Source organism: Brevundimonas fluminis, assembly GCF_003934285.1.
Classification (GTDB): domain Bacteria; phylum Pseudomonadota; class Alphaproteobacteria; order Caulobacterales; family Caulobacteraceae; genus Brevundimonas; species Brevundimonas fluminis.
Genome location: NZ_RQWJ01000003.1, coordinates 492,501 through 517,389, shown reverse-complemented (window position 1 = coordinate 517,389; position 24,889 = coordinate 492,501). Strand labels below are relative to the sequence as shown.

The following is a 24,889-nucleotide window of genomic DNA, read 5'->3' as shown; positions in this document are numbered from 1 at the left end:
GCCTGTGGATGCTTTTTCGCCTCCGGACGGAGGCGCGTCGCCTCAGCCCTGCTTGGCCTTGAAGCGCGGGTCGGTCTTGTTGATCACGAAGACCTTGCCCTTGCGGCGCACGACCTTGCAGTCGCGGTGGCGGGTCTTGAGCGACTTGATCGAGCTGCGGACCTTCATGGTCTTCGGGCCTCAGAAAAGCGAAATGAAATGGCCGCGGGCACGGGGGCTCGCGGCGGGAACGGGGCGTATAGAGGCGACGCGCGGAAACGTCAACCGGGTGGGCGTTCTGGAGGCCTGGCCTCCGGGTCAAACGGAGGGTCTTCGGACTTGCGGGTCCGACGCGTGGCCCCTCCGCCACCAGGCCGCTTCAGAGCGGACCGAGGGCTACGCCCGCCGCCGGACGTCCCGCAACGGAATTGAGAGTTAACGACGGCGTTCGGGGAAACCGGCGTGGAGAGTTCGCCCGGCGCGCGGTGCGGCGCCCACGACACGCCGGTCACGCTTTGGCCCCGTTCGTGCAACGGACTGTTCGTCCGCTTCGCTTAAGATCCGAATGATGTCCCCAGAATCGCTTCGTAGCCCCGCCCTCCCCCGTGCCATGCGCCTGACGTCGAAACTCCTGCTGGTCCTCACCGTCGCCGCCTGTGCGCCGATGGTCGAAACGCCGCCCATGCCGGTGACCCTGCCGCCGGAACCCGCGCGGCCGCAGCCGGTGCCGCCGACGCCGCAGCCGGAGCCGCAACGACCGGCCGAGCCGGCCGTGGATCAGGCCGGTTTCGACGGCTGGAAGGAAGGCTTCCTGAACCGCCACGGCGGCGCGCGCCGCGCGGAGTACGCCCGCGAACTGGCCGGCCTGACGCCCGATCCGTCCGTGGTGCGGCTGGACCGGAACCAGCCGGAGTTCAGTCGGCCGGCCGGCGCCTACGTCCAGAACGCGGTGACGCCCGCGCGAATCGCCCAGGCCAAGCAGCGCGCCGACCGTGTGCCGTGGGAGGTGGTGCAGCGCTATGGCGTGCCGACCGAGATCCTGCTGGCCATCTGGGCGCAGGAGAGCGCCTTCGGCGCGGTGCAGGGCGACTACGACGTGATTCGCTCGCTGGCGACGCTGGCCTATGACGGCCGGCGCCGCGACTGGGCCGAGGCCCAGCTGAAGAACGCGCTGGACATCGTGGTCGACGGCCGCCGCGCACGGTCGGGCCTGAAGGGCAGCTGGGCCGGGGCGATGGGCCAGACCCAGTTCATGCCCGACAATTTCCTGCGGCTGGGCGTGGACCAGACGGGCGACGGTCTGGTGGACATCTGGGGCTCGGACGCCGACGCCCTCGCCTCGGCCGCCAACCTGCTGTCGCGCGCCGGCTGGAAGCGCGGGCAGAGCTGGGGCTATGAGGTCATCCTGCCGCCCGGCTTCGACTACGGGCTGGCCGAGGGCGACAAGCGGCCGTGGAGCTTCTGGGAGGCGCAGGGCGTGCGTCTGGCCGGCGGCGGCCGTCCGACGGAGGCCGAGGCGGCCGAGGTCGGGGCCGTCCTGCTGCCGCAGGGCGCGCGCGGACCGGCCTTCCTGGCCCTGCCCAACCACTACGTCATCCGCGCCTACAACAACTCCGTCTCCTACGCCCTGGCCATCGGCCTGACGGCGGACGGGGTGGCGGGCCGGCCCGGGCTGGTCACGCCCTGGCCGGAAGAGGCGCCGATCAGCCGCGACCAGCGGATCGGCGCGCAGCGGGCGCTGACCGCGCTGGGCTACGACACCCAAGGCATCGACGGCGTCGTGGGGGCCAACACACGCGCGGCCCTGAGGCGCTGGCAGTCGGCCAACGGCCGCCTACCCGACGGTCACCTGACGGCGGCCTTGGCGGACGAGCTGATCGCCCTGGCGCAGGGCCGCTGAAGGCGGCCTAGCGGCGGGCCGCGGCGCTGCGGTCCCGCACCGGTCCGAACTCCGAGGTCGGCGACCACCGGGGCCAGTCGCGCGAGAACGCCAGGTCCCGGCCGACGGCGTAGACGGCTTCCAGATCCTGCACGGCGCCGCGGAAGTCCATCACCGGCAGCCACTCGTCCTGGGCCTGGTGATAGCGGCGGGCGCCGTATTCGTCGCGGGCGGCGACGCGCTCGGCGATCGGCTCGTCCAGAAACTCGCCCGAGCCCTTGGGATAGGCCATGGGGACGCCCCGTTTGGCCAGCGGGAAGTGATCCGAACGGAAGTAGGTGCCGGCGGCGTTGTTGGCATCCGGGACGATGACGCGGCCCTGCGCCGAGGCCGCGGCTTCAAGGCGGCCGTCCATGTCGGCCGACTGGCCGTGCCCGGTGACGCCGAGGCCCGACAGGCGTCCGTAGACGTTCATGGCGTCCAGGTTGAACCCGGCCACCGTCGTTTCCAGCGGATAGATCGGGTTGGCGGCATAGAACTCGGAGCCCAGCAGGCCGGACTCCTCTGCGGTGAAGGCGATCATGACGATGGAGCGTTCCGGGCGCGGGCCGGCGCCCCAGACGCGGGCCAGCTCCAGCAGGCCGGCGATGCCCGAGGCGTTGTCCACCGCGCCGTTGAAGATGCGGTCGCCCTCGGCGTCCGGCTCGCCCATGCCGATGTGATCCCAGTGGCCGGTGTAGAGGATGGTCTCGTCCGGATGGGTCGTGCCGGGCAGGCGAGCGATGACGTTGCGGGTCGTGATCGTGGTCGAGGAGACGTCGTAGGCGGCGTCGATCGTCACGCCGGAGAGGTCGACCGGGCGGAAGTCGCGGCTGCGGGCGGCGACCTTCTGGGCCTCGAAGTCCAGACCGGCGCGGCGGAACAGGTCGACCGCGACGTCGCGCTGAATCCAGCCTTCCAGAGGCACGCGCTCGGCGGCCGCATTCTGGCGGACGATGTCGAACTGGGGCGTGGTCCAGCTGTTCCTGACGGTTGCCCAGCCGTAGCTGGCGGGGGCCGTCTCGTGCACCACCAGGACCCCCGCGGCGCCGCGGCGAGCCGCCTCGTCGTACTTGTAGGTCCACCGGCCGTAGTAGGTCATGGCCCGGCCGTTGAAGGTGTTCAGTTCCGGCTGCTCGTAGTCGGCGTCGTTGACCAGCACGACGATGACCTTGCCGCGCACGTCGACGTCCTTGAAGTCGTCCCACTGGCGCTCCGGCGCCGTGGTGCCGTAGCCGACGAAGACCAGCGGCAGATCGGCCAGGTTCTGGCGCGCGGCGGGCAGGCGGGTGGAGATGACGATCTGCTCGCCCTGCGTGAGAGGAATGGCCTCGCCGCCGTGCTCGAACTGGGCGCGGGCGTTGGAGACGGTGAAGCGGTTCAGGGTGACGGCCTGGGTCCAGCCCCCGTTCTCGCCGCCCGGCTGGAAGCCGGCGGCCGCGAACTCGCGCGACAGATAGTCGACGACCTTGTCCTCGGCCGGCGTGGCGATGCCCCGTCCTTCGAAAGCGTCGTCCGACAGGGCCTTCACATGATCGGAAAGACGCTGCGCGTCGAAGTCCGGAGCGGCGCCCCCTCCCCCCGCGTCCATGGATGCGCAGGCCGACAGGGCCAGGGCACAGGCGGCGGCGGTCAGGAGCTTGAGACGCATGGGAACCCTCTTGAGAACGCGAAGAGAGGCGGACGTTAGGGGCCGATCCCCGGGGAGTCGAGTGAGCCGCTCAGCGCGGCGGAACCGCCCCGGCCGACGGCCAGTCGCTGTCCCCGATGCGCGTCAGCCGCATCTCGATGTAGCGCCGGGGCGGCTGGCCTTCGGCCACGTAGTCGCCGACTTCGTGCCAGACGCCGTCCTTCACGGTGGCGACGTACTCGATGCGGGCGTTCGGGCCGGCGGGCGTCGACCATCGGAAGCCATCCTCGGTCGCTTCGAACGGGTAGTCGCCCGAGAAGCCCTGGGCGTAGCTGCGGAAGCCGTAGCGGCCGGCGCGCTCGTCATACGAGATCGTCGCCATGGCGTTGAACTGCGTGTTCCCCCCGGCGTCGTAGCCGCGGCCCTCGATCACCTTGATTGAGCCGCCGAGATGCGAGCCGACCCGCTCGGTCTGGGTCAGCTCCTGCCGCCCCTGCGGCCCGGTGATCACGGCCGTGCCGCGCCATTCGCCATCCAGCATGTCCAGGCGGGAGATGGCGGCGCGCTGGGCCTCGGAACCGTTCGGCGACGGCATGGGAACCTGGGCTTGGGCGGCGGAAGCGGTGGCGGCGCAAGCGACGACGGCGGACGCGAGAACGGTGCGGAGCATGATGCCCTCCCTCATTTGCTTTGCGTCATAAAGCACTTTTCCGCGGGGCAGGCAAGCCACGAAAAACCCGCCGGGCCGGGGCCGCGGCGGGTTGATGGTTCAGCCGTCGGGCCGGCCGTCGCCTCAGTGGGCGACGCCCTTCCAGATGCGGCGGTAGCTGGCGTAGGTCAGGCCGAGGAACAGCAGCAGGAAGATCATCACGCCCACGCCGGCCTGTTTGCGCTGGACCTGATGGGGTTCCGAGGCCCAGGCGATGAAGGCGGCCACGTCCTTCGAATACTGGTCAACCGTCTGGGCCGTGCCGTCGTCATAGGTCACCTGGCCGTCCGCCAGCGGCGGCGGCATGGCGATGAAGCCGCCCGGCGGGACGTGCGAGGGATCGCCGGTCCAGAACGGGGTCATGTCGCCGGCCATGTAGGGGTTGTAGTACTGGCCCGGATTGATCTGCAGACCCGCCGGGGCCGGCACGTAGCCGGTCAGCAGGGAGTAGATGTAGTTGGCCCCGTCGTGACGCGCCTTGGCCATGACCGACAGGTCCGGCGGGAAGGCGCCGCCGTTGGCCGCGGCGCCGGCGGTGGCGTTCGGATACGGATTCGGGAAGCGGTCGGCCGGCGTGGCCGGACGCATGATGGCCTCGCCCGTCTCGGTGTCGATGTCGGCGACCTGCACCTCGGCGGCGAGCGCGCGGACATAGCGGTTCGCCGCGGCGTTCTCCGCGTGGGGATCCCAGAAGGGCCCGCCGCGCTCGCCCAGGGTGCGGAACGACAGCAGGTTCATGCCGTGACAAGAGGCGCAGACCTCGCGGTAGACCTTGTAGCCGCGCTGCAGCTGGCCCTGATCGAAACGGCCGAACGGCCCTTCGAACGAGAAGCCCCCCGAACGCGGGTGCTTGGCGCCGCCGCCGGCGGCCATCGCCGGGGTCGCGGTGATCGCCACGGCCGCGATCAGCACGGCGGCGACGGTCTTGAACAGGTTCATCGGACGATCCATCGGGGTCAGCCCTTCTTCTCGGCCTGGGCCACGGCGGCCGCCGGCGTCGCGCCGCCCGACAGGACCGGCTCGGACACCGAGGCCGGAACCGGCAGGGGCGTCTCACGCAGGCCGACGATCGGCATGATGAACAGGAAGAAGGCGAAGTAGTAGGCGGTGAACAGGCGGGTCAGCCACAGGTAGCTGTTCAGTTCGCCGTCGAGGAGGACGAAGCTGGCCATGCCCGGCACGACGGGCGCGTCCGGCAGCTGGGCGCCGCACCAGCCCAGGCCCATGCCGACCAGCACGAAGATCACGAAGAAGATCTTCATCGTCGGGCGGTAGCGCATCGACCGCACCTTCGACGTGTCCAGCCAAGGCAGGACGAACAGGATGCCGATGGCCGCGAACATGGCAACCACGCCGCCGAACTTGTCCGGGATGGCGCGCAGGATCGCGTAGAAGGGCAGCATGTACCATTCGGGCACGATGTGGGCCGGCGTCTGCAGGGGGTTGGCCGGGATGTAGTTGTCGGCGTGGCCCAGGGCGTTGGGCATGAAGAAGACGAAGAAGGCGAACATCATCATGAACAGGATGATCGCGACCCCGTCCTTCACCGTGTAGTACGGGTGGAACGGCAGGGTGTCCTTGGCGGTCCGCTCCTTGGGGATCAGGACGCCGACGGGATTGTTCTGGCCGGCCGTGTGCAGGGCCCACAGGTGCAGCACCACGACGCCCAGGATCACGAACGGCAGCAGGTAGTGCAGCGAGAAGAAGCGGTTCAGCGTGGCGTTGTCGATCGCCGGGCCGCCGCGCAGCCAGATCAGGATCGGCTCGCCGACCATCGGGATGGCGCCGATCAGGTTGGTGATCACCTCCGCGCCCCAGAAGGACATCTGGCCCCACGGCAGGACGTAGCCGAGGAAGGCGGTGGCGATCATCAGGAAGAAGATCAGGCAGCCCAGGATCCAGATGATCTCGCGCGGGGCCTTGTACGAGCCGTAGTAGAGGCCGCGCAGCATGTGGATGTAGACGGCGATGAAGAACATCGACGCGCCGTTGGCGTGGACGTAGCGGATCAGCCAGCCGCCCGGCACGTCGCGCATGATGCGCTCGACCGAGTCGAAGGCCATGGCGACGTTGGGCGTGTAGTGCATCGCCAGAACGACGCCGGTGACGATCTGCGTGATCAGGCAGACCATCAGGATGGCCCCGAAGGTCCACCAGTAGTTCAGGTTCCGCGGCGTGGGCAGCGACATGTAGTCGGCGCCGAAGCGGACGATGGGCAGACGGGAGTCGAGCCAGCGCTCGATTCCGGTCTTGGGGACGTAGGTGGATTCGTGATCGCTCATGTCTGTCCTGCCCCGCCTCAGCCGATGCGCACGGTCGAGCCGGCGGTGAATTCGTAGTCCGGCACCACCAGGTTCAGGGGCGCGGGACCCTTCCGGATGCGGCCCGAGGCGTCGTAGTGCGAGCCGTGACACGGGCAGAACCAGCCGCCGAAGTCGCCGGCGTTGAAGGTGGGGACGCAGCCCAGGTGGGTGCACGACCCGATCACGACCAGGATGGCCTCATGGCCGGCCTTGGTGCGGGCCGAGTCAGGCTCGGCCGGGCTGCCGACGGCGCCCTCGGCGCGGACCCTCTGCAGCTCGGCGGCGGTGCGGTTGCGCACGAACACCGGCTTGCCCTGCCACTTGATGACGACCTGCATGCCTTCGAGCACCTTGGAGGTGTCGAACTCGATCGTCGAAAGGGCCAGGGTGTCGGCGGCCGGGTTCATCTGATTGACCAGCGGCCACGCGGCCATGACGCCCGCGCCCACGGCCGCGGCGCCGGCCGCGATGTGAATGAAGTCCCGACGATTGGGATCCTTGTCGTTCGGATCGCCTTGATCAGCAGCCACCGATTCGTTCTCCAGTGCCATCGGGACGGCGGATCGAACCGTCGCCCCAACGATGTCGTTCAGCGACCGACTGACTGCCGCCCCGACCTCCGCGCCCACCGTGCAACCGGCTGACGCCATTTGCGAAACGGTCGCAATTGAGGCCGCGACAAGCCCCCGGGCCGCGCGTATGAGGGCCTTAGAATGCGTCTCGCCCTTTTTCAACCAGCCATCCCGCAGAACGTCGGGGCCTGCATCCGCCTGTCGGCCTGTTTCGGCGTCGAACTGGACGTGATCGGCCCCACGGCCTTCGCCCTGGACGACCGCGCCATGAAGCGCGCGGCCCTGGACTATGGGCCGCTGGGACACATGACCGCACACCCTAGCTGGGACGCCTTTCAGGCCGCCCGGGCGCCCGGGCGGCTGGTGCTGTTCACCACGAGGGGGGCGACGCCGCTGCAGGATTTCGCCTTTCGGCCGGACGACGTCCTGCTGTTCGGGTCCGAGCCCACGGGAGCCCCGGAGTTCGTGCATTCGGCGGCCGACGCGCGGGTGGTGATCCCGATCCGGCCCGCCGCGCGCTCGTTGAATCTGGCGGTGAGCGCGGGGATCGCGGTATGGGCGGCGACGTCGACCGCGACTTAGCGTGACCTTAAGGCGCCGCGAACATGCTGGCCGCATGAGCCGTCCCGATCCGAACTTCGATCCCGCCTGGCGAGCCTGGGACGACCTCAGGCGGCCCATCTGGCTGTTCGACCCCCATGGTCTGCGCGGGGTGTACGCCAACGCCTCGGCCTGCGCCCTGTGGGGCGCCGCTTCGCGCGAGGAACTGCTGGCGCGCGACTTTTCCCAGCTGTCGCCGGCCGTACGGGCGCGCACCGAGCGTCTGGCCAAGGCCACCGCGCGCGGCGACGAGATTTCGGAACGCTGGACCTTCTATCCGAACGGGGCGCCGGTGACGGTGCAGGCCACGATCTCGACCTATCGCCTGCTCGACGGTTCACCGGTCTTGCTGTTCGAGGCGTCGCCCGTGGATGCGGAACCGGAGGAACGGCGCGCGCTGGAGGCGTTGCGGCACACCGACGCCCTGATCAGCCTGTTCGATCGGGACGGCCGCAATCTTTTCTCCAACCCCGCGGCCTTTGGAGCGTTCGGTCGCGCGGACCTGCCCTTCGAGGCGCGCTTCGCGGAACCGGAGATCGCCGGAGGCTTGATGGACCAGGCGCTGACGCGAGGGTCGACCGACGCCCTCGCGGAGGTGGTCACGCGGGGCGGACGCCGCTGGCACCGTCTGGACGTGCGGGTCAGTCTGGATCCCGTGACCGGAGGACAGGCGCTTCTGCTCAACGAGATCGACGTGACCGGCGAGGTCGAGGCGCGGGCGGCCCAGGCGGAGGCGGAACGCGCGGCCGCGGCGGCGGCGGCGCGGCAGTCGCTGCTGGCGACGCTGTCGCACGAACTCAGGACGCCGCTGAACGCGGTGCTGGGCTTCTCGGGGCTGCTGTCCGAACAGGGGCTCTCCTTCGCCCAGGCGGAACAGGTGGCGCGGATTCACGAGGCCGGCGACCGCCTGCGTCTCGTCGTCGACGAGATCATCGCGCTCGCGGACGGCGGCGGGGCGATCCCGGACGGCGAGCGCCGCGACGGGGCCCCGATCGGCACGGCGCCGGACCGGGCGCTGCGCGTTCTGTACGTCGACGATCACCCCGCCAACCGCGCGCTGGTGCATGCGGTGCTGACGTCTCAGGGTGTCGATTGCGTGCTCGCGGAAGACGGGGCCGAGGGCGTCGAGGCGGCCCGGACCGGCGCATGGGACCTGATCCTGATGGACGTCCAGATGCCGGTCATGGACGGGGTGACGGCGACGCGGACGATCCGCGCCCTGCCCGGCCCCGCATCCCGCGTCCCGATCGTCGCCCTCACCGCCAACACCCTCGCCGCCGACCGACGCGCCTATGCGGAGGCGGGAATGGTCGACTGCCTCGCCAAGCCGGCGTCGCCCGGCGACCTCATGGCCGCCGTGGTCCGTTGGGCCTGCGCGCCCGCCGGACCCGACCTCACCGAGCCCGTGCCTCGCAGCGCGTGAGCGTCACTGCGCCGGTTCGTTCCGCTCCAGCCCCGGCCGTTCGCCCTTCTTGCGCGCGGCCACGGCCTCGACGTCACGCATGACGCGCAGGACGTTCTCGCCCAGCAGCTTGCGCACGTCCGCGTCGGTCCAGCCGCGGCGGTAGAGCTCGGCGATCAGGGCCGGGTAGGTCTCCACCCCGCCCAGACCGTCCGGCAGCGCCGAGACGCCGTCGAAGTCGCCGCCCAGTCCCACGTGGTCGATCCCGGCCACGCGGCGAACGTGCTCGATGTGATCGGCGACGTCGGAGATGTCGGCCCGCGGCGGGGGATTGGCCGCGACCCACGCGGCGACGCCTTCGGTCACGGCGTTCGGCGAGCCCGGATGCAGGGATTTGAGCCGCGCCTCCTCGGCCGAGCGGGCGGCGCCCCAGGCCCGGACGTCTTCCGACACGAAGCCGGGCACGAAGGTGATCATCACCACGCCGCCGTCCTCGGGCAGCAGGCGCAGGACGGAGTCGGGGACGTTGCGCGGATGCCCCGTCACGCCTCGCGCGGAGGAGTGGGAAAAGATCACCGGCGCTTCGGACACCCGCAGGGCGTCCAGCATGGTCTCTTCCGAGACGTGGCTGAGATCGACCATGATCCCCAGGCGGTTCATCTCGCGCACCACCGCCTCGCCGAAGGGCGACAGTCCGCCCCATTTCGGCGCGTCTGTGGCCGAGTCGGCCCAGGTGGTGGTCGTGGAATGGGTCAGCGTCATGTAGCGAACCCCCATGGCGTGGAAGACGCGCAGCAGACCCAGCGAGTCGTTGATCGAATAGCCGCCCTCGATGCCGATCAGGCTGGCGATCCTGCCACCGCGGTGGATGCGCACGACGTCGTCGGCCGTGTAGGCCAGTTCGAACGCCTCCGGATGGGCCGCCACCATGCGGCGGACGACGTCGATCTGTTCGAAGGTCGCCTGCGCCGCCTCCACCGGCGGCAGCGAGGCGGGCACGTAGACCGACCAGAACTGGCCGCCCATGCCGCCCGCCTTCAGCCGGGGGATGTCGGTGTGCAGATCCGTGGTGGCGTCCAGATCCGTCGCCAGGTCGACGGCGTGCGGATCGGATCCGTGATTCTGGCGCAGCGCCCACGGCAGGTCGTTGTGCCCGTCGATCAGCGGCGTGCGCTGCATCACGCGGCGGGCCCGCTCCTGCAGCTGGGCGTCCGTCGGCTCCTGGGCCAGGGAAGGCGCCGCCAGCAGGACGGACAGGACGGCGGACGACAGCACGGCGCGGATCATGTGGGGCTCCCCGGGTTTTCGGCGCGAATAGTGGCGCGGCGCCGCGTCGTGTCCAGCCCGCCCGCTGGCGCGTGACGGCCCGGCGTGCTTTGAGGCGGCCATGCTGGACGACCGCAAAGACCGCGCCCGGGCCTGGTTCGAGACCCTGCGCGACCGAATTCATGCCGGGCTGGAAGCGCTGGAGGACGAGGCGCCCGAGGATCTGTTTCCCGGCGACCCCGGCCGCTTCGTGCGGACGCCATGGGATCGCCCGGAGGGCGGCGGCGGCGTCATGGGCATGCTGCACGGGCGGCTGTTCGAGAAGGCGGGCGTGCACGTCTCGACGGTGCACGGCAGCTTCCCGGCCGACTATGCGAAGTCGGTGCCCGGCGCGGAGGAGGATCCGCGGTTCTTCGCGACCGGGATCAGCCTGATCGTGCATCCGGTCAGCCCCCGCGTGCCGGCCGTGCACATGAACACCCGCTTCATCGCCACGACGAAGAGCTGGTTCGGCGGCGGCGCGGACCTGACGCCGGTGCTGGACGTCGACCGGTCTCAGGACGCGCCGGACGCGGTCGCCTTCCACGCCGCGATGGAGGCCGCCTGCGACGCCTTCGATCCGTCCTGGCATGCGAAGTACAAGGCGTGGTGCGACGAGTATTTCTGGCTTCCGCATCGCAACGAACCGCGCGGGATCGGCGGCATCTTCTACGACCACCACGACAGCGGCGACCCGGAGCGGGACTTCGCCTTCACCCAGGCGGTGGGGTCGGCCTTCCTCGACGTCTACGCCGCCATCGTGCGGGGGCGGATGCACGAACCGTGGACCGCGGCCGAGCGCGACGAGCAGCTGGTGCGGCGCGGCCGCTACGTCGAGTTCAACCTGCTCTACGACCGCGGCACCATGTTCGGACTGAAGACCGGCGGCAACGTCGACTCGATCCTCAGTTCGATGCCGCCGCTGGTGAGATGGCCGTGAAGCTTGCTCCGGCGCACGTCGCGGTGGAACCTGCCCGCATGCTCCGCGCCGCCGCCCTCCTTATCCCGCTCGTCCTCGCCGGAGCCGCGCAGGCTCAGCAGGCGCACACCGCCGACCGCTCGATGGGCGGCCGCGGCGCCGAGAGCGAGGTCCGGACCGCAGCCCAGCGCGCGGCGAACGACCTCGGCCTGTCCTGCGTGGTGACTGACGCCGTGGCGCTGGGACGGGACGGCGTCGGGCGGCCGGCCTGGGAGATCGCGTGCGAGGTCGGCGACGGGCACGTGGTCATCGCCGGCGACCGGACGATGGACTGCCTCGCGCTGGCCAACGGCAGCACACCTTGCCGGCTGCCCGCCAACCGGAACGCCGCGCGGGCGGTGGCGGGGCTTGCGCGGGAGGCGGGCGTGACCTGCCGCGTCGCCGAGGGGAGGCTGGTCGGCCGGACCCCGGACGAAGCCCGGATCTACGAGGTCGGCTGCGCGGACGGCGCGGGCGTCTGGATCGAACAGAACGGCGAGGCGTGGACGGTCACGCCCTGCGACCGCGTCGCGGCCATCGGCGGCGAGTGCCGCTTCACCTCGCAAGCGGACGTCGACCGCGCCCTGATCGCCCGGGTCGCCGCCGTCTGCCCCGCCCGTCGCGCGCGCTTCATGGGCGGCGAGGCCAACGGCGAGTGGTACGAGGCCGCCTGCGACGACGGCCGCCGTCTGGTCGCGCGCATCGACGCGTCCGGCGCCGTGGCCGAGACCCTGCCGTGCGCGGAGGCCGGGCTGATCGGCGACGGCTGCCGGCTGGACGACTGAGACCGGCGGCTCAGCCGAACTGGTTGAAGCGGACGGGCACGCAGTCCCGGCCCGCGCAATACCAGTACTGGCCCCCGGTTTCGATGTAGCTGGCCTGTCCGCCGACGTTCTGGGCCTGACTGGGAGCCGCGCTGAATGAAAGTCCGATCAACAGGCCGGCGGCGCCCAACAGGACGGCAAGGGCGACGTCGCGGGCCTTGAGCTGGATGGTCATGGATTCCTCCTCCGGATGACGGCCGGATCCTGACATGACCGCTGCCCCGCGAGCCACTGACGGGATCAGACGCCGCGCAGAAAAGTCCGCAGCCAGGCCCCGACCACGCCCCGGTCGTTGGGCCGGGCCAGCGTCTCCAGCGCCCGGTCGACCACCGCCGGATCGATGCGGCCGCGCCGCCCTTCGGCGAGGTCGGCGGCATAGGCGGGGGTGAACTCCGGGTGGAACTGCATGCTGATCGCGTCGTCGCCCCACGCCAGTCCGCCGAAGGGCGTGAAGTCGCTGGCCAATGTGACGCGCGCGCCCGGCGGCAGGGTCTGGACCTGATCCTGATGGGAGGCGGGCACGGCGACGCCGGACGCCGGCGGCGTCATCCATGGCTCTTCCGACACGACGTCGTAGCGGTGCAGGCCGACGCCCCAGCCCTTGTCCGACTTGCGCACTTCCCCGCCCAAGGCCTGCGCCATGGCCTGGTGGCCGAAGCAGACGCCGACCAGCCGCGTCCGGCCCCGCGCCGCGCGGATCCAGTCGAACAGGGGCGGCAGCCAGGCGTGATCCTCGTAGACCCCGGCCGAGGACCCCGTGATCACCGCGCCGTCGAAGGCGTCCGGATCGGGCAGTTCGCCCGCCTGCACGTCGAAGGTCGTCAGCCCGTCGCCCAGCAGGGCGCCGAACATGGCGGGATAGTCGCCGTGTCGCTCCGCAAGCGCGGGCGGGGGGGCGCCGGTCTTCAAGATGGCGACGTTCGTCATGCGGCCAAGGTAGGAGGCGGCGGCGTCGGGCGCTATACGGCCGGTCCATGAGCGACGCCGACGCCGTGATCCTGATCAACGTGTTCAAGTGCGCGCCCGAGCGGCAGGACGAACTGATGGACCTCGTCACCGCCCTGGTCCGGCGCCAGCGCGAGCTGGACGGCTTCGTCTCGGCCGCGCTCCACCGCGGGCTGAACGGCAAGGTCGTGGCCAACCACGCCGTCTGGCGCTCGCGAGACGACTGGAAGGCGATGACGCGGCACCCGACCGTCGTCGCGGCGATGGAACCGATCATGGCCATCGCCACGTTCGAGCCGAACCTCTACGAGCCCGGCGAGGTGATCGAGGGCTAGGCGCGCCAGATCTCGGCGCGGGCGCCGGGGTCGCCCAGCGTTTCGGCCACCCAGCCGCAGACCTCGCGCGCCGCCGCCTCGAGCCCCTCGGGCGGATTGAGGAAGACCATGGCGCAGCCGTTCATCTTCATGGGATTGGCCAGAGGACGCAGCCGGGCCTCGGCGACCAGCGGAGTCCGTGCGCCGGCGCTGGCCAGCCGGCGCAGAAAGCCGTCGAAGGTCTCCATGTCCTTGAGGGGGGTCCAGATCGCGACGGTCGCCTGCCGGTCGTCCTTCACAACCGCGGCGGCCAGATCGGCGGCCCGCAGATAGTCGTCAGGACGCTCGAACGGCGGATCGATCAGCACGATCGCCCCGGGCGCCCCCCGGGCCGCCTCCAGCGCCTGATCATAGCCGTCGCCGCCCAGAGCGCGGGCGTTCGGCGCCCCGGCGAGCGCCGCGGCCAGCAGGTCCAGCACCGGCGGGTTCATCTCAAAGCCGACGTAGCCGTCGCCCGGCCGCATCCCGTCCGCCACCAACCGGGGGGAGCCGGGGTAGAAGCGCGCGTCGCCTTCCGGATTCAGCGCACGGACCCTATCGGCCAGCGCCCGGATGGTCGGCGGCAGGTCGACCGCCGCCATCAGGCGGGCGATCCCGGCCTCCGCCTCCTTCGAACGCGCGGCGTCGCCCGAAAGGTCGTACAGACCGGCGCCCGCATGGGTGTCGACCACCGTCAGCGGGCCGTCCGCCCGCCGCAGGTCCAGCAGCCGGAGCAGCAGGGCGTGCTTGACGACGTCGGCGAAATTCCCGGCGTGGAAGCTGTGGCGATAGTTCATGCGCGACGTGTCGCAGGCCCGGCGCGCCGGTCAAGCCGGAACCGCAGGACGCGGGCGCCGTTGCCGAATCCCCACCGGAGACGACTGACGTGCCCGACGGCTCGGCGAACCTGGCTCAGACTCTCAAGGCCCCGCCGGGGCTGACGTGGTGCAGCGACGAGAACGGAGGCCTGACCCGCCGCAGATCGGGCAAGGGCTTCACCTACCTGGACGCTCGGGGCGGGAAGATCACCGATGCGAAGACGCTGGCGCGCATCCGTGCGCTGGCCATCCCCCCTGCCTGGACCGACGTGTGGATCTGCCCGCAGGCGACCGGGCACATCCAGGCCACCGGCCGCGACGTGAAGGGGCGCAAGCAGTACCGCTATCACGCCGAGTGGACCTCCCACGCCGCCGGCAACAAGTTCGACCGCCTGCCCGCCTTCGCCCGCGCCCTTCCGCGGCTGCGCGCACGGGTGGAGGCCGATCTGGGCAAGCGCGGCGTCTGTCGGGAGAAGGTGACGGCCACGGCGGTTCGGCTGCTGGAAATCACCCTGATTCGCGTCGGCAACGCCCAGTACGCCCGGCAGAATCGCTCCTATGGACTGACCACCCTGCACAAGCGGCACGTCGACGCAGGCGCGACGGCTCTGACCTTCGCCTTTCGCGGCAAGAGCGGGGTGGAGCACGAGGTGCGGGTGCGCGACCGGCGGCTGGCCACGGTGATCAAGGCCGTGCGCGAATTGCCCGGGCAGCAACTGTTCAAGTGGCGGGCCGCGGACGGGACGCTGTGCCCGCTGACGTCCGACGACGTGAACGCCTATGTCCGCGAGGCGATGGGCGAGGACTTTTCGGCCAAGGACTTCCGCACCTGGGCCGGGACGGTGTCCGCCGCGCGCGCGCTTCGTGAGATGGAACCGCCGACCAGCGCCACGGACGCGAAGCGCAAGATCACCACCTGCGTGAAGGCCGTGTCGGGCGTGCTGGGCAACACGCCGACCGTCTGCCGGTCGTCTTACGTGCACCCGAAGGTGTTCGAGGCGTTCGAGGCCGGCACGCTGGCCGGGCTTCTGCCCGGTCCGGACGCCAAGGCGTTCGAGGCGAAGCTGATCCGGATGCTGGAAGCCTGACCTCTCCGGATTGAGGCCGGATTGTGCGACAGCCTGACGCAGAGTTAAGTTGAGCGATCCGCGTTCGCCGGGGTACGGCGGCGGCCCTCATCGGGATCGTTCAAGGAATCCGGAATGGACCACAAGCTCTCCACCCTGTTTCTGCGTCTGGCCGTCGTCTTCATCCTGCTGGGCGTGTGCCTCGGCTACTGGATGGGCATGACCCACAACTTCACCCTGTCGCCGGTGCATGCGCACACCAACCTGCTCGGCTGGGTGTCGATGTTCCTCTATGGCCTGTTCTATCGCGCGGTGCCCGGCGCGGCCGCCGGCGTCCTGCCCAAGGCCCACGCCGCTCTGGCCATCCTCGGCCTGCCGATCATGATGATCGGCCTGACCATCCAGCTGCTGGCCGTGCCGTCGCTGATGGGCCTCGTGCCGCCGATGATGATCGCCGGGCCGACGCTGGTCGTGCTGGGCATGTTCGTGTTCGCCGTGATCGTTTTCCGCGCCACGGGCGGGCGTCAGGCCGTAGCCGCCTAGGTCTCGGCCCAGCGGCGCAGCAGGGCGCCGATGGCCTTGTCCAGCGTCAGGCGCGCCGTCGGGTCGGCATCGTCCGGCCAGGCGGCGCGCACGCGTTCGAGGTCCCACAGCACCTCGCGCGCCGCGGCGTCGCGGACGTGGCTCTGGATCCAGCCGACGCAGACCAGCCGCGTGCCCTGCGTCACCGGCTCGACCCGGTGCGGGGCGCCGGAGGGGTAGAGGATCATGTCTCCGGCGTTCAGGCGCACGGTGCGGTCTTCCAGCGCGTCTTCGATCGTCAGACCGCCGCCCTCGTAGGTCTCCGGCTCGGAGAGGAAGAGGGTGAAGCTGAGGTCGCTGCGCAGCCGGGCGCCCTCCGGCCCCATCAGGGCGTTGTCGACGTGGTCGCCATAGCCCCCGCCGACGTCTGTGCGACTGACCAGAAGGCGGCTTAGCGTTCTCGGTCGGGCCGCCACGGAAACCACGGGGTGGGTGAGGATGCGCTCGCGCAGCAACGCCTCCAATCCCTGCCCGGCGCGCGTGGACAGGTCGGCCTGTTCGTTGCGTTTGACCCCGCGCGCCGCGGCGCCCGCGGTGGCGGCGCCGTCAAGCCACGACAGGGCGTCGATCTGGGCCCGCGCCCAGGCGAGCGTCCCGGCGTCCAGAACGCCGCCCGCGATCAGCCGCATCGTCCGCTCCAGTTGCGATCAAGTTGCAAGCGCATCTCCCGCCCTATAGACCAGCCGCACACTTCGCAGCGAGGATTTCCGATGTCGACCCTGAAGCGCTGGACCGCCCTTGGCGTGGGCGCCGCCCTGATCGCGGGCTGCGGACAGCCCGCCGACGCCGACAAGGCCGCCGACCAGCCTCAGGCCCGCCAGATGGGCGCGGGACCGGGCGAGAGCGGCGAGGGCGAAGGCGGGGAATCCGGCGAGGGCGGCGTCGACGTCGCCGCCGCCGCCACCGATCCGACGGTCTATCTGTCGGCCCTGGCCGTCGTGGAGGCACACATTCGCGCCGCCTCGGCCGCCGCCGAGGCCGGCGAGCGTCAGGCGGCGGGCGAGATGTTCGCTCACCCCGTCAGCGAGATCCTGATCGACATGGCGCCGACCTTCCGGAAGCTGGGCGTCACCCCGTTCGACGACCAGCTGCTGGCGGCCTCGACGGCCACCTTCGAGGGAGCCGACGCCGACGCGCTGAAGACGCGCGCCGACGCCATCCTGACCACGCTGGACCAGGCCGCGACGAAGGCCCCGGGCGGCGCGGCGAGCTCCGCGGTGCTGGCCGGGGTGATCGCCGACCAGATCGATCGCGCCGCGATGCAGTACGGCACGGCCAAGGGGTCGGAGAATTACGAGCCCTATCTGGACGGCTACGGCTTCTACGTGACCGCCCGCGCCATCCGCGACGAGAACGCGGACGTCCTGCGCCATGAACAGCCGCAGGCGCTGGCAGCCATCGACGCGGCGCTGCAGCTGCTGTCGGCCGCCTATCCGACCGCGAAGCGTCCGCAGAGCCTGTCGGCCGACGCGGGTCCGCTGGTGGCCGCCTCGTCGCAGGCGAAGCTCGCCGTCACCAGGTAAGCACGGCCGCTAACCGGCCGGAAAGTCCGCCGGCGTCATCGTCGGCGGATGGCCCGAATCATCCGTTTCCCCCGGCGCCGCCGGTCGATCGTCCTCGAGGTGGCCGTCGGCTGCGGGGCGGCGGTCGCCTGCATTCTGATCCTGGCGCCGATGGCCGAGACGCCCGCCGCGGCGGCCACGGAAGCTGCGCCGGCCACGATCGTGGGCGTGGCCGGCGTCGTCGACGGCGACGGACTGAGGATCGACGGCGCCCGCATCCGCCTGCATGGCGTGGACGCCTTCGAAAGCGGACAGACGTGCGGCGCGCAGGCCTGTGGTCGAGCCTCCACGGAGAATCTGGACCGGCTGACGCGCGGCGTCGAGGTACGGTGCGAGCCGCTGGACGTCGACCGGTACGGCCGCGTCGTCGCCCGTTGCGTCGCGCGGGGCGTCGACGTGGGCGCGGCCCAGGTCGAGGCGGGGCATGCCCTGGCGTATCGCCGCTACTCGCTCGACTACGTGCCCCACGAAGACGCCGCCCGGCGCGCGCGTCGCGGCGCCTGGGCGACCGGCTTCACCTCACCGGAAGAGTGGCGTCGTCGGAACTGACGGTTCAGGCCGCCTTCGACCAGTCCAGCACGACCTTGCCCGACTTGCCGGCCTTCATGATCTCGAAGCCCTCGCGGTACTGGTCGTAGGGGAACTGGTGCGTGATCAGCGGGGTCAGGTCGAGGCCGGCCTTCAGCAGGCCCAGCATCTTGCGCCAGGTGGTGAACATCTCCCGGCCGTAGACTCCCTTGATGGTCAACGCCTTCAGGATGATCGCCCCCCAGTCGGTTTCCATCGGCTTCGACGGAATGCCCAGCAGCGCCAGCCCGCCGCCCATGATCAGGGTGTCGACGCACTGCTTGAAGGCGATGGGCGAACCGGACATCTCCAGCGCCACGTCGAAGCCGACCTTCAGGCCGAGCTCGTGCATGACGTCCTTGAGGTCCTCGTTCGTCGTGTTCACGGTGCGGACGCCGGGCGCGACCTTCTGGGCCAGCTCCAGCCGGAAGTCGTTGATGTCGGTCAGGACCACGGTGCGCGCGCCGGCGTGACGGGCGACCGCGGCGGCCATCATGCCGATGGGCCCCGCGCCGGTGACGAGCACGTCCTCGCCCAGCAGGTCGAATTGCTGCGCGGTGTGCACGGCGTTGCCGAACGGGTCGAGGATCGAGCCGATCTCGTACGGCACGTCGTCGGGCAGCTCGATGACGTTGAAGGCGGGAGCCACGACGTATTCAGCGAAGGCGCCCTGACGGTTCACGCCGATGCCCTTGGTCGCGGGATCGAGGTGGAAGTGGCCGGCGCGCGCGGCCTCCGAGTTCAGGTCGATGACGTGGCCCTCGGCCGAGACCCGCTGGCCGACCTTCAGGCGCCGGTCGACCTCCTTGCCGATGGCGACGATCTCACCGGAGAACTCATGCCCGGTGATCATCGGCACGGGGACGTTCTTCTGGCTCCACTCGTCCCAGTTCCAGATGTGGATGTCGGTGCCGCAGACGGCCGCGCGGTGGACCTTGATCAGCACGTCCTCGTCGCCCGGTTTCGGGATCGGGGCGGTGATCAGGTCCAGGCCCTCGGCCGGCCTGGTCTTGGCCAGGGCCTTCATGGTGTCGGTCATGCGTTCGCTCCCGTCGGTCCGGCCTGGCGCCGGTTCGTTGCGGACGGCATAGCGCACTGCCGCCAGACCTCAAGCGTCGCCTTCGCGATGCGGCGGAAACCGCGCGGCCGCCCACGGGTTAGGGCGAGATGCGCATGCCCTTCCCCCGCACCGTCGCCGCCCTTTGCGCCGTCAGCGCGGCCCTTCTCATGAGCGCCTGCGGCCAGGGGGAGCCTCCCGCAGGTCCGCCCGCGCCGACGCCCGCCCCCGACGCGCCCTCCCCGTCGGCACCGACCGGCACGCCGGTGCCCGGGCCCGAAGTCCTCCCCACCCCGCCCGCCGGGGGTTCGGGCGCCCTGCCCCTGACGCCCGGCGTCTACGTCGGGGAGGGCGTCGGCTGCGGACGGCCGCCCAACGCGGGCTTCCGCATCTATGACGGCCGCGGGATCAGCGGCTCGTCCACCAGCGACTGCCGCGCGACGATCAGGTCCAGCGACGGAAACGTCCATCAGGTCGACCAGTCGTGCGAAGACACCTACAGCGGCCGACGCTCGTCGGTCGCCCAGACGGTCGCGATCCCGAACGCCTCGACCTTCACCCTGACCGAGGGCGGCGACACCGAGACGTTCCGGCTGTGCGCGGCGGGGGAGGCGCCGGCGTATCTCGAGGATCTGGCGCGGCCCTAGATCACGCCCAGTTCACGGCCTGCGGTCGTGAAGGCCGCGACGGCCTGGTCGATCTGTTCGAAGGTGTGCGCCGCCGACATCTGGGTGCGGATGCGCGCCTGACCGCGCGGCACGACGGGGAAGCTGAAGCCGATGACGTAGACGCCCAGTTCCAGCATGCGCGCGGCCATGTCCTGCGCCAGCCTGGCGTCGCCCAGCATGACGGGGATGATCGGATGCTCGCCCGGCAGCAGGTCGAAGCCGGCCTCGGTCATCGCCGCGCGGAAACGGCGCGCATTGGCGAACAGCTGGGTCCGCAGGGCGTCGCCTTCCTCCCCGCCCGCGATGCGGATGGCCTCCAGCGACGAGCCGCAGACGGCGGGGCTCAGTGCGTTGGAGAACAGGTAGGGCCGAGCCCGCTGCTTCAGCAGCTGCACGACCGGCCCGGTGGCGCAGATGAAGCCGCCCATGGCGCCGCCCAGCGCCTTGCCGAAGGTGCCCGTGACGAAGTCGACACTGACCCCGCAGTGCGAGAACGAGCCGCGCCCGCGCTCGCCCATGAAGCCGGTGACATGGCAGTCGTCGACCATGATCAGGGCGCCGTACCGGTCGGCCAGCGCCCTCACCTGATCCAGCTTCGCCACATAGCCGTCCATCGAGAAGGCGCCGTCGGTGGCGATGACGATCTCGCGCGCGCCGTCGGCCCGCGCCTGCTTCAGCTGCGCCTCCAGATCGGCCATGTCGGAGTTGGCGAAACGGTACCGCTTCGCCTTGCACAGCCGCACGCCGTCGATGATCGAGGCGTGGTTCAGGCTGTCGGACACGATGGCGTCCTCGGCGCCGAACAGGGGCTCGAAGATGCCGCCGTTGGCGTCGAAGGCGGCCGCGAACAGGATGGCGTCCTCGAAGCCCAGATAATCCGCGATGGCGCGCTCCAGCTCCTTGTGGACGCCCAGGGTGCCGCAGATGAAGCGCACCGAGGCGGTGCCGGCGCCCCACTGCTGCTGCGCCTTGATCCCCGCCCGCACGACGCGCTCGTCGCCGGCCAGGCCGAGGTAGTTGTTGGCGCAGAAGTTCAGGACCTGACGTCCGCCGACCTCGATCACCGGGCCCTGCCGGGACTGGATCACGCGTTCGGGCTTGGTCAGGCCCTGGGCGACTATGTCGGCCAGTTCGGCGGCGATGCGGTCGTGGAAGGTCGCGGTCATGGCGGCATCCGCTACGCGCTTTCGCCGCCGGTTTGAACCCCCGGCGGCGACCTCAGGGCCCGACCTGCGGCGTCACGTCCGGCGTCCGGGTCGCGCGCAACGGCGTGACCGAGACGCGCCCGCCGCACGGCGTGAAGGTCTGGCTCAGCGAGGTCGGCGAGGTGTCGCCGGGCGCGGTCACCGAGACTCGCGCCGCAGTCGGACAGGTCCGCTGCCCCGCCGCCTCGTTCGGCACGACGTTCCAGCGCAGACCGAAGAAGGCCTTGCCCTGCGGCGGCAGGACGACGGGCGCCGCCGCGCCCGAGAACGAACCGCCGCCGTCGTCGACGCGGTCGGTCCGCACGGCCGTCAGATCGCGGCCCTGCGCGTCCTGCAGCGTCAGCCCGACGTGGCCCTGCAGGGTGCAGGCCTGGGTTCCCACGTTCCTCAGCGAGAAGACCGTCTCGCGGCTGCCGGCGCCGGCGTCGGACGCCTCGGCGGCCAGTTGCAGCTGGGGCCCGCGGCACGGAGAGCCTGAGGTCGGGGCCATTCCGGGCTGACCGGGCTGGCCCGTCAGCGGACCGGGCGCGGCGCCGCCGGACGTCGGGCGCGTGCACCGCTCCAGAATGGTCACGCCGACCTGGTCGTTCGGCCCGACGCGACCGAGCGTGGCCTGCTCCTGTCCGTCGCGCGTGGCGCTCCACCACTCCCACTCCGCGCCGGAATAGCGCGCGCCGCTGCCGGAAGGCGTCAGGCGAAGATCCGCGGTCGCGCCCTTGTAGGTGACGCGGGCCGTGGCGTCGTCGACGTACTGGACGTTCACCGTCTGACCGCTTTCGCAGGCATAGCCGACGATCGGCATGGTCGAGGCCGCTGGCTGTCCGGACGACGGCTGAACGGGCGCGGCCGGCGGCTCTTCCGCCGGCGGGTCGCAGGCGGCCAGCGCCAGGGCGGCGGCGGTCAGGACGGGCAGCGGGCCGTGGCGCATGAGCGGGTCCTCTCGGGCGAACGCCCAAGCTTAACGCGGTTCGGCGTCGAGGGATGCGGCCTTGCGCCCGGGACGGCCAAAAGGCCCGAGGCTTGAACCTGCGGGGCTTTGAGATCTTGGGTGCGGGAGCCGGCAGCCACCTTTGTCCTAACTTCAAGCTCCGGCTCGCAGCGTAGGTCCGGCAAACTCCAAAGTCCGCTAACGACCCGTTGCGGACGTTCGGCCTTTGCGACACCTTAGCCATATGAATGGGAAGTCTCCTGTCCTCCGGCAACTCGCATGGGTAACGCTCTCCGGATGCCTGACAGTCGTTAGCTTCGTTCTTCTTCTGCCCTACGTCCGTTCTGAGGCGATTAGCGTAATATGGCCGTCTCCCATCAAGGCTTTGTTCGCGGGCGTGCTCATCCTCGTCGGGCTTTCGGTTTCGCGCCGCGCAGGACCGCTACAGTATGTGAGCTACTTCTTGTTCGCGGCGTGCTTCACCGGCTACTTCATGGCATTGCCTGCGGTACTGGACGTCGCGGGGATACGCGGCAGCGGGTACGTCTGCTTCCCACCCCTGGCTGACGTTCAGCGGGTCCGCCTTCCGCCGCATGGCTGAAAGTCCGCTTTAGGCTGCGACGCCTAGTGCCGCTTCCGACCCATAGCGGACGGTTCCGACTTCGGGCTACGCTTGCCAGATGATCAATGTCGCCACCTTCGCCCTGACCATGCTGGCGGGCTCTCCAGTCATGGAGACCACCTCCGGCAAGGCTGTCTGCGAAGTTGCAGACGCGCGGACCATCGCCGATCTCCGGCAGATGCTAGGCCGCAGGGCGATCGAGGCCCTCACCTTGGCAGCGACGCAGCAGGCTGACGAGTCATCCCTGACGAACCTGATCGCTCCGACAGCGACGTTCTCCTTGGGGATCGGAGATGTTGGCAGATCGCTCGGCACGGGCCCGGACGGCGCTCGCGCCATGGCGCGTGAGATGAACGCCGACACATTTCGATTCTTCGGTTGGGACTACATCCCCACGCCCGTCGCCGATCCGTGCTCGACGCATCAAGTCGATGTCGAGTTCGTCGACAGCCGCAGGCAGAATCTCTACCCGATAACCTTCACGTTTTATGCGGGTCAGATCGTGGCTGCTGAGGGCTGGTCCCGTTCGTATCAAACCGGACCGATACCCCGCTCACCCGATGATTGAAGACCACCCGAAAGGTCTGTTTGCTATCCTCAGGCGACAGTCCACACCCGACCCCTTTGCGGACCTCAACTCACGCGCCGCGCCTGTTCGGCTTGGATAGCGTGACGCTTCTTCTGAATTAGCTTCGAGAGAAGCGGCGACAGAGGTGTCGCCAACCTGCTCGCCACCCGCGCGGCTTCCTTCTCAAGTTCAGCGTCAGACAACCCGGAAAGGCTTGCCTCGGAAGGCACTCCACTGCGATTTCGGGTCGAACGAGCCATACCCCATTGTGCATGGCCGTGTTCCGCTTGCCATCTTTCACACGACCGTCCGCTCGCGACCCATTGCGGACCTTCGGGCCTGAGGTAAGGTGGATTTCGTGAAACGCCTCGCCGTCTGGCCGGGATGTGACCTTGTCGACGCGGCGGTCGAACCAGGTGCTGGCTAGGCTATTAAAACTGTGCAGAAGAACGTGAACAAGCAAGTTGAAGGCTTGGCCTATAGAGCCGTGGTTGGTGCCGCTGCGTTGGCGATAGCCTTCTCGGCCGTCATACGGGTTCTCGACGGCCAGTTGATTGGCTGGCTTTATCTGTTTGGGTCTTCAGTTGTTTTAGTTTGGGTCGCGGTCGTGTTCGTCAAGACTTTGCGAGGCTGGCAGAGATAACGCCGACACTCCGAATGCGCCAGAGCGATGCCAACCGGCCAGCCGCCGCCTTGTCGTCGGCCGAAATGGCGGCTGCGGACCCGCTGAACATCCGCTTTCCACCCCTAGCAGACCTTTGGGACGTCCGCTCCCCGGTTGCTAAGGGGACCGGACTGCGATGACTGCCAGCTGCGATGGGCGACGGGCAGATTCGCAACAGAGAACAAGCGAAAGCCCCCGCTTGCGCGGGGGCTAACTGGCTGATTTTACTCAGCTTTTCTGGGTGCGGGAGCAGGATTTGAACCTGCGACCTTCAGGTTATGAGCCTGACGAGCTACCGGGCTGCTCCATCCCGCGGCGAACCTGAGCGTGAAGGAAGAACTGTTCGAGAAGCGTCCCTTGGGACGAAATCACTCTGTGCGACCGGTAGACCCGGCGACGACCTACTCTCCCGCGCCTTAAGACGAAGTACCATCGGCTCTGGAGGGCTTAACGACCGAGTTCGGAATGGGATCGGGTGGGGAACCTCCGACATAGTCACCGGGTCAACCGGGCGCACAGAATGAGAAGACATCGTCATGTCCGGCAAGCGGACCAGTATTCATGAGTTTTGCTGAGAAACGATCAAACCGATCGGATTATTAGTACCGGTAAGCTTCATGCGTCGCCGCACTTCCACACCCGGCCTATCGACGTGGTAGTCTTCCACGATCCTCAGCGAAGCCTTGTTTTGAGGTTAGTTTCCCGCTTAGATGCTTTCAGCGGTTATCTATTCCGTACATAGCTACCCTGCTGCGCGGCTGGCGCCACGACAGGTCCACCAGAGGTACGTCCATCCCGGTCCTCTCGTACTAGGGACAGATCCTCTCAAGCTTCGAACACCCACGGCAGATAGGGACCAAACTGTCTCACGACGTTCTGAACCCAGCTCACGTACCACTTTAAATGGCGAACAGCCATACCCTTGGGACCTGCTCCAGCCCCAGGATGTGATGAGCCGACATCGAGGTGCCAAACTTTCCCGTCGCTGTGGACGCTTGGGGAAAATCAGCCTGTTATCCCTAGAGTACCTTTTATCCGTTGAGCGATGGCCCTTCCATGCGGGACCACCGGATCACTATGGCC

Annotated in this window: 26 protein-coding genes, 1 tRNA gene and 2 rRNA genes (1 of these 29 running past the window's edge); 12 read left to right on the top strand and 17 right to left on the bottom strand. The window is 69.6% G+C overall.

Going from position 1 to position 24,889, the window contains the following annotated elements; genetic code table 11:
- Positions 1-42 precede the first annotated feature (42 nt).
- Positions 43-168 (bottom strand): type B 50S ribosomal protein L36, encoded by a 126-nt coding sequence (gene ykgO, locus EFJ44_RS07510; protein WP_125256569.1) that lies wholly within the window; start codon positions 166-168, stop codon positions 43-45.
- A 421-nt stretch (positions 169-589) separates the two neighbouring features.
- Here ykgO and EFJ44_RS07505 point away from each other — a divergent pair, with 421 nt between their 5' ends.
- On the top strand, positions 590-1,879 hold the full coding sequence (locus EFJ44_RS07505; protein ID WP_125256568.1) for a lytic murein transglycosylase: 1,290 nt from the start codon (positions 590-592) through the stop codon (positions 1,877-1,879).
- 7 nt (positions 1,880-1,886) lie between these two features.
- On the opposite strand, the gene EFJ44_RS07500 is transcribed toward EFJ44_RS07505, so the two are convergent.
- The 5 genes from EFJ44_RS07500 to petA all read right to left on the bottom strand — a co-directional run bounded on the left by EFJ44_RS07500 (position 1,887) and on the right by petA (position 7,090).
- Positions 1,887-3,548 carry a M28 family metallopeptidase gene (locus tag EFJ44_RS07500; protein WP_125256567.1) on the bottom strand — a complete coding sequence of 554 codons (1,662 nt, stop codon included), beginning with the start codon at positions 3,546-3,548 and terminating at the stop codon, positions 1,887-1,889.
- Between the two features lie 70 nt (positions 3,549-3,618).
- A complete protein-coding gene (locus EFJ44_RS07495; RefSeq protein WP_125256566.1) occupies positions 3,619-4,197 on the bottom strand; it encodes a DUF1579 domain-containing protein in 579 nt (192 codons plus the stop codon).
- Positions 4,198-4,320: 123 nt separating this feature from the next.
- Positions 4,321-5,175, bottom strand: a complete 855-nt coding sequence (locus tag EFJ44_RS07490) for a cytochrome c1 (RefSeq protein WP_241209711.1) — start codon at positions 5,173-5,175, stop codon at positions 4,321-4,323.
- A 17-nt stretch (positions 5,176-5,192) separates the two neighbouring features.
- Positions 5,193-6,518, bottom strand: coding sequence for a cytochrome b (locus EFJ44_RS07485; protein ID WP_125256564.1), 1,326 nt, complete (start codon positions 6,516-6,518; stop codon positions 5,193-5,195).
- Between the two features lie 17 nt (positions 6,519-6,535).
- Positions 6,536-7,090, bottom strand: coding sequence for a ubiquinol-cytochrome c reductase iron-sulfur subunit (petA, locus tag EFJ44_RS07480; RefSeq protein WP_125256563.1), 555 nt, complete (start codon positions 7,088-7,090; stop codon positions 6,536-6,538).
- A 162-nt stretch (positions 7,091-7,252) separates the two neighbouring features.
- Between petA and EFJ44_RS07475 the strand changes: the two genes are divergently transcribed.
- Together EFJ44_RS07475 and EFJ44_RS07470 are read left to right on the top strand one after the other, a co-directional pair.
- Entirely contained in the window at positions 7,253-7,693 is a 441-nt protein-coding gene (locus tag EFJ44_RS07475; RefSeq protein WP_125256562.1) for a tRNA (cytidine(34)-2'-O)-methyltransferase, read from the top strand.
- A 34-nt stretch (positions 7,694-7,727) separates the two neighbouring features.
- Positions 7,728-9,134, top strand: coding sequence for a hybrid sensor histidine kinase/response regulator (locus EFJ44_RS07470; protein WP_125256561.1), 1,407 nt, complete (start codon positions 7,728-7,730; stop codon positions 9,132-9,134).
- Between the two features lie 3 nt (positions 9,135-9,137).
- Here EFJ44_RS07470 and EFJ44_RS07465 read toward each other — a convergent pair whose 3' ends face one another.
- Positions 9,138-10,400 carry a dipeptidase gene (locus EFJ44_RS07465; RefSeq protein WP_125256560.1) on the bottom strand — a complete coding sequence of 421 codons (1,263 nt, stop codon included), beginning with the start codon at positions 10,398-10,400 and terminating at the stop codon, positions 9,138-9,140.
- Positions 10,401-10,500: 100 nt separating this feature from the next.
- Between EFJ44_RS07465 and hemF the strand changes: the two genes are divergently transcribed.
- Together hemF and EFJ44_RS07455 are read left to right on the top strand one after the other, a co-directional pair.
- Positions 10,501-11,358, top strand: a complete 858-nt coding sequence (hemF, locus tag EFJ44_RS07460; protein WP_125256559.1) for an oxygen-dependent coproporphyrinogen oxidase — start codon at positions 10,501-10,503, stop codon at positions 11,356-11,358.
- A 38-nt stretch (positions 11,359-11,396) separates the two neighbouring features.
- On the top strand, positions 11,397-12,161 hold the full coding sequence (locus tag EFJ44_RS07455; RefSeq protein WP_125256558.1) for a hypothetical protein: 765 nt from the start codon (positions 11,397-11,399) through the stop codon (positions 12,159-12,161).
- Between the two features lie 10 nt (positions 12,162-12,171).
- On the opposite strand, the gene EFJ44_RS07450 is transcribed toward EFJ44_RS07455, so the two are convergent.
- A complete protein-coding gene (locus EFJ44_RS07450; RefSeq protein WP_125256557.1) occupies positions 12,172-12,375 on the bottom strand; it encodes a hypothetical protein in 204 nt (67 codons plus the stop codon).
- A 65-nt stretch (positions 12,376-12,440) separates the two neighbouring features.
- A complete protein-coding gene (locus EFJ44_RS07445) occupies positions 12,441-13,127 on the bottom strand; it encodes a type 1 glutamine amidotransferase (protein ID WP_125256556.1) in 687 nt (228 codons plus the stop codon).
- Positions 13,128-13,174: 47 nt separating this feature from the next.
- On the opposite strand from EFJ44_RS07445, the gene EFJ44_RS07440 reads away from it, so the two are divergent.
- A complete protein-coding gene (locus EFJ44_RS07440) occupies positions 13,175-13,480 on the top strand; it encodes an antibiotic biosynthesis monooxygenase family protein (RefSeq protein ID WP_125256555.1) in 306 nt (101 codons plus the stop codon).
- On the opposite strand, the gene rlmJ is transcribed toward EFJ44_RS07440, so the two are convergent.
- Positions 13,477-14,295 (bottom strand): 23S rRNA (adenine(2030)-N(6))-methyltransferase RlmJ, encoded by an 819-nt coding sequence (gene rlmJ / locus EFJ44_RS07435; RefSeq protein ID WP_125256554.1) that lies wholly within the window; start codon positions 14,293-14,295, stop codon positions 13,477-13,479. The genes EFJ44_RS07440 and rlmJ overlap by 4 nt on opposite strands.
- Positions 14,296-14,384: 89 nt before the next feature.
- Here rlmJ and EFJ44_RS07430 point away from each other — a divergent pair, with 89 nt between their 5' ends.
- On the top strand, positions 14,385-15,404 hold the full coding sequence (locus tag EFJ44_RS07430) for a DNA topoisomerase IB (RefSeq protein ID WP_241209709.1): 1,020 nt from the start codon (positions 14,385-14,387) through the stop codon (positions 15,402-15,404).
- A 114-nt stretch (positions 15,405-15,518) separates the two neighbouring features.
- The gene (locus EFJ44_RS07425) at positions 15,519-15,926 is read left to right on the top strand and encodes a cytochrome-c oxidase (protein ID WP_125256553.1); all 408 of its coding nucleotides are present in this window, start codon (positions 15,519-15,521) and stop codon (positions 15,924-15,926) included.
- Here EFJ44_RS07425 and EFJ44_RS07420 read toward each other — a convergent pair.
- Positions 15,923-16,594, bottom strand: a complete 672-nt coding sequence (locus tag EFJ44_RS07420; RefSeq protein ID WP_125256552.1) for a Fe2+-dependent dioxygenase — start codon at positions 16,592-16,594, stop codon at positions 15,923-15,925. The genes EFJ44_RS07425 and EFJ44_RS07420 overlap by 4 nt on opposite strands.
- Before the next feature lie 81 nt (positions 16,595-16,675).
- On the opposite strand from EFJ44_RS07420, the gene EFJ44_RS07415 reads away from it, so the two are divergent.
- Both EFJ44_RS07415 and EFJ44_RS07410 read left to right on the top strand, forming a co-directional pair.
- Positions 16,676-17,488 (top strand): hypothetical protein, encoded by an 813-nt coding sequence (locus EFJ44_RS07415; RefSeq protein WP_125256551.1) that lies wholly within the window; start codon positions 16,676-16,678, stop codon positions 17,486-17,488.
- 48 nt (positions 17,489-17,536) lie between these two features.
- Positions 17,537-18,076 (top strand): thermonuclease family protein, encoded by a 540-nt coding sequence (locus tag EFJ44_RS07410; protein WP_206426884.1) that lies wholly within the window; start codon positions 17,537-17,539, stop codon positions 18,074-18,076.
- Between the two features lie 4 nt (positions 18,077-18,080).
- Here EFJ44_RS07410 and tdh read toward each other — a convergent pair whose 3' ends face one another.
- A complete protein-coding gene (gene tdh / locus EFJ44_RS07405) occupies positions 18,081-19,133 on the bottom strand; it encodes an L-threonine 3-dehydrogenase (protein ID WP_125256550.1) in 1,053 nt (350 codons plus the stop codon).
- A gap of 134 nt (positions 19,134-19,267) precedes the next feature.
- Between tdh and EFJ44_RS07400 the strand changes: the two genes are divergently transcribed.
- On the top strand, positions 19,268-19,798 hold the full coding sequence (locus EFJ44_RS07400; RefSeq protein WP_125256549.1) for a hypothetical protein: 531 nt from the start codon (positions 19,268-19,270) through the stop codon (positions 19,796-19,798).
- On the opposite strand, the gene EFJ44_RS07395 is transcribed toward EFJ44_RS07400, so the two are convergent.
- Both EFJ44_RS07395 and EFJ44_RS07390 read right to left on the bottom strand, forming a co-directional pair.
- Positions 19,795-20,985: a glycine C-acetyltransferase gene (locus EFJ44_RS07395; RefSeq protein WP_125256548.1), complete on the bottom strand. Its 1,191-nt coding sequence runs from the start codon at positions 20,983-20,985 to the stop codon at positions 19,795-19,797. The genes EFJ44_RS07400 and EFJ44_RS07395 overlap by 4 nt on opposite strands.
- Positions 20,986-21,037: 52 nt before the next feature.
- Positions 21,038-21,952 (bottom strand): DUF4232 domain-containing protein, encoded by a 915-nt coding sequence (locus tag EFJ44_RS07390; protein WP_125256547.1) that lies wholly within the window; start codon positions 21,950-21,952, stop codon positions 21,038-21,040.
- Between the two features lie 680 nt (positions 21,953-22,632).
- Here EFJ44_RS07390 and EFJ44_RS07385 point away from each other — a divergent pair.
- The gene (locus tag EFJ44_RS07385; RefSeq protein WP_125256546.1) at positions 22,633-23,142 is read left to right on the top strand and encodes a hypothetical protein; all 510 of its coding nucleotides are present in this window, start codon (positions 22,633-22,635) and stop codon (positions 23,140-23,142) included.
- Positions 23,143-24,044: 902 nt separating this feature from the next.
- Here the strand turns inward: EFJ44_RS07385 and EFJ44_RS07380 are convergent.
- The 3 genes from EFJ44_RS07380 to EFJ44_RS07370 form a co-directional block, all read right to left on the bottom strand.
- A tRNA-Met gene (locus tag EFJ44_RS07380) sits at positions 24,045-24,121 on the bottom strand.
- Positions 24,122-24,194: 73 nt separating this feature from the next.
- A 5S ribosomal RNA gene (gene rrf / locus EFJ44_RS07375) occupies positions 24,195-24,309 on the bottom strand.
- Positions 24,310-24,384: 75 nt separating this feature from the next.
- Positions 24,385-24,889 (bottom strand): 23S ribosomal RNA (locus EFJ44_RS07370) (it continues 2,283 nt past the right edge of the window).